Source organism: Flammeovirga sp. SJP92 (assembly GCF_001583495.1).
Taxonomy (GTDB): Bacteria; Bacteroidota; Bacteroidia; order Cytophagales; family Flammeovirgaceae; genus Flammeovirga.
The window spans coordinates 123226-135809 of record NZ_LQAQ01000035.1; the positions used below are offsets into that span (position 1 = coordinate 123226).

7 protein-coding genes are annotated in these 12584 nt (G+C 34.6%); 1 reads left to right on the top strand and 6 read right to left on the bottom strand.

From position 1 onward, the window contains the following. Positions 1–88: 88 nt before the first annotated feature. Genes AVL50_RS09040 through AVL50_RS09050 form a run of 3 tightly spaced genes read right to left on the bottom strand, consistent with a single transcriptional unit; the run spans position 89 to position 5513 of the window. Complete coding sequence (locus AVL50_RS09040; RefSeq protein WP_062616165.1) at positions 89–1402, bottom strand: TolC family protein; 1314 nt, start codon at positions 1400–1402, stop codon at positions 89–91. A gap of 5 nt (positions 1403–1407) precedes the next feature. Next, positions 1408–4446 (bottom strand): efflux RND transporter permease subunit, encoded by a 3039-nt coding sequence (locus tag AVL50_RS09045; RefSeq protein WP_062616166.1) that lies wholly within the window; start codon positions 4444–4446, stop codon positions 1408–1410. A gap of 14 nt (positions 4447–4460) precedes the next feature. Beyond that, a complete protein-coding gene (locus tag AVL50_RS09050) occupies positions 4461–5513 on the bottom strand; it encodes an efflux RND transporter periplasmic adaptor subunit (RefSeq protein WP_062616167.1) in 1053 nt (350 codons plus the stop codon). A 316-nt stretch (positions 5514–5829) separates the two neighbouring features. Between AVL50_RS09050 and AVL50_RS09055 the strand changes: the two genes are divergently transcribed. Further along, positions 5830–6372 (top strand): hypothetical protein, encoded by a 543-nt coding sequence (locus tag AVL50_RS09055; RefSeq protein WP_062616168.1) that lies wholly within the window; start codon positions 5830–5832, stop codon positions 6370–6372. Here the strand turns inward: AVL50_RS09055 and AVL50_RS09060 are convergent. The 3 genes from AVL50_RS09060 to AVL50_RS09070 form a co-directional block, all read right to left on the bottom strand. After that, positions 6365–6985 carry a 3'-5' exonuclease gene (locus AVL50_RS09060; RefSeq protein ID WP_062616169.1) on the bottom strand — a complete coding sequence of 207 codons (621 nt, stop codon included), beginning with the start codon at positions 6983–6985 and terminating at the stop codon, positions 6365–6367. The genes AVL50_RS09055 and AVL50_RS09060 overlap by 8 nt on opposite strands. A 148-nt stretch (positions 6986–7133) precedes the next feature. After that, positions 7134–10199 carry a response regulator gene (locus AVL50_RS09065; protein ID WP_062616170.1) on the bottom strand — a complete coding sequence of 1022 codons (3066 nt, stop codon included), beginning with the start codon at positions 10197–10199 and terminating at the stop codon, positions 7134–7136. Between the two features lie 36 nt (positions 10200–10235). After that, positions 10236–12236 (bottom strand): SpoIIE family protein phosphatase, encoded by a 2001-nt coding sequence (locus AVL50_RS09070; RefSeq protein ID WP_157491222.1) that lies wholly within the window; start codon positions 12234–12236, stop codon positions 10236–10238. Positions 12237–12584: the final 348 nt, after the last annotated feature.

Sequence of the window (12584 nt, forward strand, 5' to 3'; positions counted from 1 at the left end):
TGAAAGTATACTTACTTTTATAAAAAAAGTGGGAAGATATATTAAAATATCTCCCCCTCTTTCTCCTCTTTCGTAATTGTTTTAGTTGTTAGTTAGCTGTTAAATTTCCCATCGAACGAACATAATAAGTCCATTGTATCTGAGCCTTTAACTTTGATTGTATATATTCAATGACGGCTTGTTCTAGATATAACTGTGAATCAATTACTTCCAAAATATCAATCACCCCCTCTTCGAATCTTTCTTCCATTACCGTTGCATTTTGTTTTGCCTTCACCAAAGACATTTTAGCTACAGTATTCTCTTTTAAACTATTTTGCCAAGCCACTCTCTTTTGGGCAATTTCCAGATCCAGTAATTCTTTAGTTCTTTCCAAAGCCAATTGCTCATTGTGTACTTTCAATTGCTGACTTGCTACAAGGTGTTGCTTTCTTCCACCATGGAAAATTGGAATACTCATCATCAAACCCGCTTGAACATTGGGTACTGCACCTGGCTGAAAATTATAACCTGGAGATGAATAAGATCCTGTTACTACACCACTGAATTGTAAACGGTAAGTACTCTTCACTATATTCATGTCTTTGATACGCTCCTCTACTTTGTATTCTGCTACTTTATACTCAGGACGTACAGACATTTCCATTTCGTGTGTTTGAAAATGCTCCAATTCAATAGAATCAATTAAAGTAATTTCATCTTCAAAAGGTCTTCCTAGTATTCTATTCAAAGACATTTTGTAAACTTTCAAATCATTTTCAGCTTGAATAACAGCTAAATCAGCTCTATTCACTCTTACTTCAGTCATCAAAAGATCACTTTGATCTAGTGTACCCACCTCTACTTTATTTTCAACAAGACCTGCAATTCTTGATAAGTCATTTTTATAATTCTTCATGGCAAATACAAGCTCATTTTGAGCCACCGATTGCCAATATTGAAGATCTGTTGCCATGATGACATCCTGACTTGTAATTTCCAATTGTTCAGAAGCCATTTTATGTTTGATCTCAGCCCTATTTTTTCTTTCCTTCAGCTGGCCACCTCTATAAATTGGCTGTGTCAATGAAGTGTATAAACCGTATTGATTTTGAGCTCCTTGCCCCATAGTTTGCCCAGCTAATTCACCAAACCTTGGATCATCAGGCAAAGCCATCTGCAATGGATTTTGAACATACCAGTAATCGGCACTTGCACCAATTTTAGGCATCATATTCGACATGGCTGCTTTGTAGTTTTTATAACCCATTTCTACCCTATTTTCAGCCATTTTCACCAGTTGCTCGTGCTCAATTGCCTCCTTTCTATATTCCATCAAATAAGGATCGTTGACTTGAGCATGTGCTTGAACTGCTCCTAAACATATCAGGAGAAATACGAAGTGTTTTTGTAATTTTTCCATGGATATTATTTGTTTAGTTTAATGTTGTAGAAAATAGCGTAGAAGACTGGTACTGCAATTAGAGTCAAAAATGTAGCAAACCCTAAACCGAAAATGATGGTCACAGACATGGCTCCAAAAACTGAATCTGGAATCAATGGTATCATACCAAACATGGTTGTAATGGCCGCCATTAATACTGGTCTTGTTCTTGAAATAGTAGCATAAATAATAGCATCAAGGTGCGACTGTCCTTCTTTCCTTTGGATATTCACTTCGTCCAACAATACTATAACATTTTTGATAACCATTCCCAAAAGTCCTATCCAACCAATGAACGACATAAAGTCAAAGGCCTTTCCTAATCCTACCAGACCGAAAATGACACCAATCAGTGAGAAAGGAAGTAATACTACTACAATCAATGGCTGTTTGTAATTTCCAAACAAAGCAATCAAAATGGCAATAATCAATAAGAAGGCTAATGGGAAGAAAGTTACAATTGCATCAACTGCTTCTTTCTGATTTTTCTTCTCAGCATCCCACATGAAAGTATACCCTTCGGGTAATTCCATGGCTTCAATTTTACTTACAATATCCTTCTGTAACTCCGCTGTTGTCACCCCTTCAATTGGATCACATAAAGCTGAAAGTGCTCTATGACGGTTGTAAGTTTGAATAATTGGATATTCATAACCAAGTGACATCCCATTGGTTAATTGAGGTAGAGGAACGTTTTTCATTCCTGAAATCACCTTCATATTTTCTACCTTTTCAATATTTGGAATTTCACCTTCATCCAATTTTAATACAATTGGCATCAGCTCATTTTCTTCTCTATAAGTACCTACAGGTAAGCCTTCACTCACTACTCTGAATGAATTAGCAATTTCTGCTCTTGTCACTCCTGCTCTAGCGGCTTTATTGTTCGAAAACTCTGCCGTCCATACAGGTGCCATGTTGAACCAGCTACTATGAACATGTCTTGACAACTCACTGCCTCTCATAATTACCATTGCTTCATTGACCAATGAATCCAGTACTCGAATATCATCTCCCATAAAACGAGCCTCCATTTTACCATCAAGTGGTGACATGACTGAATACAATTCAGGACGAATAAAGATGTCTGGCCAGTTGGCGTATTTCTCTTTTTCTAAACGAGAAAATACTTTATCCACATTTTCAAAGTCTTCACACTCCACTATAAAGTGCATTACATTGGATTGTGGCCCATAAGAAGAAGAGGCCAAGAAATATCTTGGAGGTGTATTTCCTAAAGTTAAAGTCACCTCTTTTACTTCCTCTTGAGCAATTAGCCACTCATAGATTTTATCTGCTTGCTCTTCCGTATATTCAATTCTTGTCCCCTCTGGAGTGAAAGCATTGATTTTGAACAAGTTCTTCTCAAGTTCAGGCATAAATACAACTGACATGTACTTAGCCGTGAACAATGAGAAAGCGAATAATCCTAGAAAAATGCCTAATGAGATATATTTATATTGGATTCCCAATCTTAAAAAAGCTCTGAATTTATCATAAAATTTCCCTTGGAATAACGCTTCTGCCTCGCCCTCTTCCTTCTTTTCATCTTTAAGAAAAACGTCGCAAACCAAAGCCGATTGTGTCAAGGCAAAAATCCAACTTAATGACAGTGAAATGGCTAAAACGCTGAATAAAGATGATAAATACTCTCCTGTTGAATCAGGTGAGATTCTAATTGGCAAAAACGTAAGAATGGCAATAATTGTAGCACCTAAAAGTGGCCAAGCTGAAGCTGTTGCCGCTTCCATAATAGCTTGCTTTTTAGGAATACCCATCTTCATTTTCATCAAAATGGACTCAATCACTACAATGGAGTTATCCACCAGCATACCCATGGCAATGATCAGCGCCGCTAATGAAACCCTTTCCATATTGATTCCAAAAGTCCACATGATAATGATTGTAGCAAGAATCGAGAATACCAATCCAGAGCCTACTAAGATCCCGTTCTTTAATCCAATAAAGAATAAAAGAATTAATACAACCGTTCCTACTGATGCAATTAGGTTGAAGACAAAACCGTCATTGGCCACCTTGGACTCGTTTCCTTGGTCGTAAATATTTTTGATAAATAAACCAGCAGGAAGATTCTCCTTGATGATTTCCAATTGAGCACGTACATCTTCCCCTACCTCTACTACATTGGCACCCGTAGAAGCTGAAACAGCAAAACCTACAGCTGGGATACCTTGTATTTTCATTTTGGAGGTATAGGGAGTGACGTACCCTTCCTCAATCGCACAAATTTCTTTTAACCTGATTTGGTTACCTTTTGAATTAGTAACTAAGAAGTTCCCAATCTCATCTATATCGTTAAAGTCTCCGCCAATTTTCACTCTCAATCGCTGTTCATGCGTATTGACGAAACCCGCATTTACTAAATTATTTTGTTGATTGAGTGCATACATTACATTTTCTAATGACACCCCCAATTGATTCATTGCAGTATAAGATAACTTTAAGTCGATGCTTTCCTGAGCCTTACCAAACAATGATACCTTGGCTACATTATTGACCTTCAACAGCTCTTTCTTAATGTTATCTGCATAATCATTAAGCTCTCTATAAGTGTACCCTTCTCCGTAAATCCCATAGAAAAGACCCAATACATCTGCAAAATCATCGTTTACAATAGAAGTATTGGCGTTTTTGGGTAACTGTGGTTGCACATCCCCTACTTTTCGTCTCAACATATCCCACATCTGCGGAATATCATCACCTGGCACTGTCTTTTTAAGTACCACCAAAATCTTAGAAACACCGTGTCTACTATCAGAATCTAAATAATCCAGTCCGTCCATGGCTTGGATTGCTTCCTCCAACTTATCTGTTACCTGTTGCTCAACTTCTTCGGCTGATGCTCCTGGGTAAGTGGTCAAAACTACAGCTTGTTTAATAGTAAAAGGAGCATCTTCCAACTTACCAATTTTTTGATAGGCGATTACACCACCAAGTATGACCAAGCCTAGAACAAACCAAGTAAATGATTTATTCTCAATAGAAAATTTCGTTAAGTTCATTGGTTTCTTAGTTCTTAGTTCTTAGTGATTGTTGAATTTCCAATGTTAGCTCTCACTTTCTGGCCCTCCACCAATAGTGTTCCACCAGTGGCCACGACCCATTCGGCATTGCCCAGCATTTTCACTTCAACCTTGCTGTCATTTTTTAGATGAAGCAACTGTACATTAACTTTATGAATTTTGTGATTTTTGGGTGATACTGACCAAACAAAATGCTCTCCATTGGCCTCACCCATTACTGCGTTGGAAGGCAGTATCACTGAAGCTTCTCCTTGATTATTGAAGTTAAAATAAACCTCTGCTGTCATCCCTGCTAAAAACTGTTCATCCACATCTTGAACTTCCAACAACATTGGGTAAGCATAATTCAATTGTTCTGTGTCATGCAACACTTCAATCACTTTTGCCCAGTATTTTTTATTAGGATTTGAGTCAAAAACAACTGCTACTTTATCTAATTCTTTGACATGTCTGACAATTTCTTCTGGAACAGTGCATCTCACTCTTGTGTTTTCAAAATCTTGTAAAGTAATAACTGTTTTGGATGCTGTGACATGCTCTCCTTTTTCAATGGATAACTTCTTGATTCTACCTGTGAAAGGAGCTCTTAATTTTGTATCTTTTAAGGCATTTTCTGCAAATTCTAAATTAGAAGAAGCTTGTTCAAAATCAAGAATTGCTTTGTCATATGCTTGCTCTGAAATATTACTTTTCTGAAATAGTTTTTCGGCTCTTTCTTTGGCTGCTTTAGTCAATTGAAATGACGATTTTGCTTTCTGTAGATCTATCTTATAATCTCTTGGATCAATAATCCCCAACACTTCACCCTTTTTGACATGTTGCCCTTCCTCTAAATCAAAGTACTTGAGGGGACCACTTACTCTGAAGGACAATTGTACTTCTTTTTGTGGTATAGAAACGCCCGTTGCAATATTGGTTTTATTCGTTCCTTCTTCAATTACAGGAACCACTTTAACCAATTGATCTTTAGATGGTTTTTCTTGAATTTTTCCTCCACCACAAGAAGTGAATACAATTAATATTGTATACAGAAATAAATGCCTCATTTTAGGTAGTAATTATGTGAGTATAAAAATTATGATAATGATTGTGTAGATAAATCGCTTTAATCTTATTCTATATACTCCATTGCGTTTCGATTGTACTTACACAACCACCCAAACGGCAAAATAATGCACTGTAATCCGCCATAAAACGACTGAAACAGCCTCTTAAAGGGAAGTAATATCTTCTAGCTACAAATAAAAAACAGCTAACGAATGTCAAAAAAAATAAAAATCAATTTTGGTTTATAAGGTAAAATGTTAAATTTGTGTAAGACTAAATTTTTTAAATGTGTATCAGAAAAACTTACTCTAAAACATGTCAATTTGGAAAGCTCTTGAAAATGCGGTCTTAATTACTCCTTCTTCCCAGAAACTCACAGTATCAGAAAATACAATCTTAAAAGAAAGTGAGTTATTTTTATTAAAGGAGAATGATTTGGCTGCGGACGAGTACATGCGTAACTTAATACATCGTACTTCAGAAAAATTGTATAATACAGAACACTACGAACCTTACGTTATAGGGTTATTTGCTGTGGGAATGGCAGTAGCTCGTTGTGACGGTAGAATTGTAGAAGAAGAAAAAGTTGAAATCAGACAGTTTATTGATTTCGTAACTCAAAGTGAACTACCTCAAAGATATTACGATAAATTAGATGCCATTAAAAACATGGTTTTCTTAAATTTCAATACAGCAATGAGCTTTGTAGGTCAAATGCATGAAGACACTTGGGAAGTGGTTGACCACCTTATTACACTTACTATTAAAGCAGACGGAAAAATAGCAACTCAAGAACTTGATTTTTACAGAAAGTGGAAAGCTTGGTTAGCATCTCAAGCATACCGAAGGGCTATCTAAGATAATTTTTTCCTTTTTCAAAACCAGCTTGCATTAATTGTTCCCAGACAAAAAGTGTCATAAAACTATCAGACAGAGAGTCGTGAGCATTGTCTAAAAGTATTTTATCTTCTAATGTCAAATGATTTTTGAAGTGGTTGAACGCAGTAGATAAACGTTGCCAAGTATAATTGTTGTATTTATCGTTCCACTCTTTAATGACGCCTGTTGAAAAAACATTCATTGCACAATAAATACCCTTAGCATTTCTAAGGTCTATATAGTTCATGTCAAAAGGTGCATTGTAGATAATTATATTTTGATCTTCTACGATATCGTTGATCATATCCTGCATTGCAAAGTCATATACAGGTGCATCTTCTACCATTTTTGGAGATATACCATTCACTGCCATTGCTTCAGGCCATGTTTTTCTGTACTTAGGTTTAATATAAGTACTTAATAGGATCTCTTTTTTGTCATTGATAATACTTATCTGCAAAGCTTCATCTACACCAGCATCCAAACCTGTAGTTTCAGTATCTAGAACTAAAAAATCTTCAGTAATAAACTGTTCTTCTTGAAATTCAGCTTCAGGTCTTGCTTTTTTATTTTTGATAAGATCATCAAACATAGTAAAAAATATAAACTGGTTTAAAGGATTTAATAACTATCAGGTGCTGAGACTTACAGATTGGTAGCTTGTCAGTGATACCTCAACACTTTGCTCAAAGGTATTAATTTAATCATTAGATCTTTTCATTACAATATTTTTTGAAGAATTAATTGTAATTTTTTGATTTCTCAACCGTTCCTTCTCTATATTTTTTAGGAGAAACGCTATAAAGATCTGTAAAACACTTTGTGAAATAGGCTGGTGTGTTAAATCCTGTCTGATAAGCAATATCTGAGATACTTGTATCGGAGTTTTTCAATAATTCGGCACTGTATCTTAGTCGGATATCACGCATAAATACACTAGATGATTTTCCTGTTAACGCTTTAATTTTTCGATGTAACTGGCTTCTACTGATAAATAATTTCTGAGCAACCTCTTCAATACTCAGTTCGGTGTTATCAAGGTTTTCTTCAACAATTGATGTAAATGATTTAATCAGTTTTTCATCATTGTTGGAGAATTCTACCACATCTTCTTTCACCATAAAATGCTCCCTGAATTTAGCCTGAAGTATTTTCCTGTTTTCAAGAAGGTTATGGATACGTACCAATAACTCCTGCTTATTGAATGGCTTAGTGATATAAGCATCTGCCTTGGTTGAGTAGCCTTTCATAACCGTCAATGGATCAGCTTTTGCCGTTAAAAGAATGACTGGAATATGCGAGGTTTGAGAAGTTTCTTTGAGTAAACGAGTCATTTCTATACCGTCTACTTCTGGCATCATCACATCTGATAAAATAATATCTGGAATGAGATCTTTTGCCATAGTCAAACCAATTTGTCCATTTTCTGCCAAGCTTACCTCAAACTGTTCTTTTAGTATTTTATGAAGATAATTTCTGATATCCTCATTATCATCAATCACTAAAATAGACGGGAAGTTTTGCCCCTTATTTGAGACCACTTCAATTGCAGTATTTTCTACAGGAATGTTGTGAGATAGAGTTTCTTTTTCTGCCACGTCAGACTCAATGATTTCCAGCTCGACATCTTTTTGTTCAAAGAATGCTAATGTTACGGGTATTTCAATATCAAATCTTGTCCATTCACGTTCTACACTTTCAACCTCAATTTTACCGAAGTATTTATTGATAATTCCCTGCGTTAAAGCTAAACCAATTCCATTTGTAGTAGAAAGTCCCACATTGGAATGATAATATTGATTGAATATATGTGGAAGATCTTCAGCTGCAATTCCTTTACCATTATCATGAAAAGACATTTTCAGAAGTCCATCCTCCAAACTCGACTTCACAGTAATCTTTCCTTCGTTTTTTGAGAATTTTATAGCATTGAAAATCAAATTATTCACTACTTTATCAAGGCTATTTTTATCGATATACCCTTGATGTTCTTGACCTTTAAATTCAAAATCGATGTGTACATTTTGTTGTTCTGCATAGGAATGAAATGATGACACACTCACTGATAATGATTCTTTCAAGTCAATTTTACTAAGTTTCAATATATTGCTATTCTGCAACTCAATATTTGTAAGATCAAGAATCTGGTTGATCAGTTCTAGTAATTGCTTGGTTTGGTATTCCAAAGAACGTAAATTTTCATTCTTTACCATTTGCTCTTTTAAATGGTCAATTGCACCAATCATTAATGTAAGTGGGGTTCTGAATTCATGAGAAATATTAGCAAAGAATTTGGTTTTAAATTCATCCAACTCTTCCAACCTTTTTTCTCTCTCTATTGCATTCGATTTCTGCTCTTCCGAAATTTTCAATTGCGCTTCTTTCAATCGGATATTAATGAAGTATAATACGATAACCACCAATGCTAAAACACATACCAAAATGACAATACCAAACCATAATTTCCTTTCTTTTTGTGCAGACTTTAACAAATCATCTTTAAGCCGCTTCTCTTTGAGTAATTTCTTGTTATTGAAATTGGCCTCTAACTGAGTAAGCTTTCTAAACTCTGATTTACTGTTCAGTTCGTTGTTTACTTTTAGTAGTTCTTGCTGATAATCAAAGGCTTTTTTATAGTCTTTTGTATTCACATAAAACTTTATCAAATGAGATAGAATCTTATATTTTCGTTGGATTAAACTCCTTTCTGTTGCAATCTCATAAGCTTCTAAATAATACTTTTCAGCCTTATTGATATCACCATCTCTATCGATTGCAATAAGTGCCAAAACTTCAAAAGCAGCTGCTTGAGTTGAATAATTATAATCGTATTTTTCAATAATGTCTAATGCCTCATGAACATAATATTCAGCAGAATCATACTCATCTAGATGCCATAAACCAATACCGATTAGAGTAGAAGCAGGTGCTAGCTTTTCATGATAATTATTTGAAATGAGGATTTCTCGTGCCTCCTTTGCAATAGCTACAGCTCTGAGATAGTTCTTGTGAATGAGAGCAGAATCATCTAATGTTTCATTCAGAGAAGAATAGGTTCCTGACAAATTAATCCTTACAGATGATCTAAAATGATTGTTTTGGAGTTTTTCTGCAATTTTTAGTGCTTCCTTAAAGGCGTTGATAGCCTTTGTATAATTCTCTCTTTCTAACTCAATATCGTCATCAATACTATTATTCTTCCAGATTAAAGCCTCATTATTCAGCACTTTAAAAAGTCCTTTGTAGTCTTGATTTTCCTCATAGATAATCTTCGCACGCTGAAAATATCGAATTGCTTGATCGAAATCTCCTTTACTTTTTAGATATAAACCGAGATGATTGCAACCATGTGCAATTTCAAGAGAATCTTGGAGATCTTCCAAGTAGCCAAAACCTGTGAGCAAATTCACAAAAGCCAATGAATCATTACCCATAAAAAATTCTATTGTACCAAGGCATACACTACTCTTACCTTTACCCTTCAAATAATCATATTCATAGCTCAATTCTTTGGCTTGGGTAAGGTATTTTTTTGCACTGTCCAGTTTTCCTCCAATCATAAAAGATCTTCCTTTGATCTCTATCAAATCAATTTTTTCTTCAGACAGACTTTCAATCTCCGATTCAGAAAGCAGTGAATCGATCACATTTATGGTATGTTGTGTATTTCTATATTTAGCCTTTTCTAAATACTTTTTAGCATTGACATACTTATCTCCACCATCTTCACTAAAATTAGGGGTCTGACTTAGTAAAGATGAAAAGGTAAAAAGTAGAAAAGTTAGTAGCAGTAAAAATTTATTCACTTTCGAATATGTTTAAAAAAATTGATTCCGATTTATTTAAAGCTTGAATCCTATCACCAGAATATCATCTGTTTGGGATTCATTTTGCTGTTTTCTCCAAAGTTCAAAACGATGCAACAAAGCCTTCTCTTGTTCTTTGGCAGGAAGATGGTGAATTTCATCGATGAGTTCCCTGAATCTTTTTACTAAGAACTTCTTATTATTTGGTCCACCAAGCTGATCTTGATAACCATCAGAATACAGGTATATATAAGTTTCTTCCTCACTGAAATCAACCTCATGATTTACAAAGGCAGAACTATTTAAATCCATTCCTCCAATACTTCTTCGATCACCTTTCATTACAAATTGCCTTCCATTTTGGTAATAAAGCCAAGAATTTTTTGCACTGCTTACGATTACTTTCTTTTTCGTGTAATTAATCAAAGCAATCGAAATATCCATACCATCTTGAACGCCAAAGCTTTCGTGTTGCTTCAGTGTCATTTGTAGTTGAGTATGCAAATTTTCTAAGATATCTTTTGGGGAGGTAATATGCTTTACCTTAATGATTTCATTTAAAAGTCCTGTCCCAATAAGCGACATAAATGCACCTGGAACACCATGACCTGTACAATCACTACAAGCAATAATTGACATCTTATCTTCCTCACCTTCAAGGATACCTGACGAATAATAAAAGTCTCCAGATACAAGATCTCTTGGTTTATAGAAAAGCATTAATTCTTTGAAAAGCTTCTCTATATTTGATCTAATTGGCAATGAAGCATTTTGAATTCTAGTGGCATAATTCACTCCAGCAGAGATTCTTCGGTTTTTTGAATCAATTAATTCTACATATTCCTGAAGGTGATCTCTTTGAGCTGCAATTTCTTCAGCCTGAATTTCAATCTTAAAGTTTTTATCAGAAATCTTTTGATAAGCTACTTTGAGGTCGCGGTAGAATCGATATAAAAAGTAAATGAAAATACCACTAACAATAAAAATGAATACCAGAACATAAATGAACTTTTCCTGATCATTCATCACTCTTTCGTTGTATTCTTTCTCTAACTTTAATGAATAGATTTCTGAAATGTGCTTTTCAGATTCATACGAAGATTTGATTTTCTCAACCCTCGTTTCAATTTCTATATTATCTATTTTAGATTTTACTTCATTGTATTCCGTCACATAATCAAACGCCGCTTTCCAATTTTGATCTTCCTTTTCAATCTTAGCCAGCAACTCACAAACATCTCTTTTAAAAAACATCGCCTCCAAAGCATTGGCAATATGATATACTTCCACGGCCTGCTTTCTCGCCATATTAAGATTAGAAGAAATGAAATAATACTCTGCCGACATCAACTTGTATTCACAAAGGGCGTATTGATCTTCGAATACTTCAAATTGTTGAATGGCTTCATTGATGTAGGAAGAGGCTTCTTCCATTTCACCCAAATTCGCATAAATCTGAGCTTTTATCGCCAATACATACGCTTCTTCTTCTTCAAAATTATACTTTATCGCATTGACGTAAGCTTCATCTTCATATTTCAACCCCAATTGATTATGCCCCCACTTCATATAAACTTCTCCAATATTGAGCAACATGCTGACTTCGTGCCTTCTTTGCTCCAAGGTAATTTCATCAGATTCATACATGCCATTACGAATAGACTCCAATCCCTTCAAATAATATTTCAAAGCCTTTTTATAATCTTTCTTTCTGAAATAAAACACCCCAATATTATTACAAATGGTGGATACGTCTGGCCAGTCTTTAAGTTCTTCTGAAATATGAAGAGCCTTGATGGTATTTTCAAATCCCTCTGTGATTTCACCTTTTTTAATCAAATAACTCCCACTAATCTGATAGGCAAAGCTTTCCGCCTCTCTATCACCTATTTCCAACGCAATTTTTTTCATCTTATCTGTAAAATAAAGCGTTGAATCGGTCAATAAATTGAGATGTCTTATTGACTTCTCTTTTAAATTGGCAATATCGATCTGAGGAGTATTCTTTGCAGAAGCATACTCAATAATACATGACAACAGTATTATGATTAGGGTAAGTTTAGAACCAAACTTTTTTGTATAAAAGGTATCGATCAGCAAGAGTTTTGTGTATATGAATAGAGCCTTATATCTTAAAATTATAAAAATACTTAGCTAAATCCAAGTTTTTTGACATAGTCTCTTCGTCAAAAAAAATGATTTTAATCTTTTTAGCTCATACAATGTGTTATATGAATGTATTTAAAAAGTAAATACATAACTTACCTCTCATTATTCTTACACATTTCATTCTTTAAAATCTCAGAATAAATAGTGAAATACAAAAATCCCCTCAACTTAAATCATAAGTATTTTTTTCAATTTTTCTTACGATTAGTCAAGGGA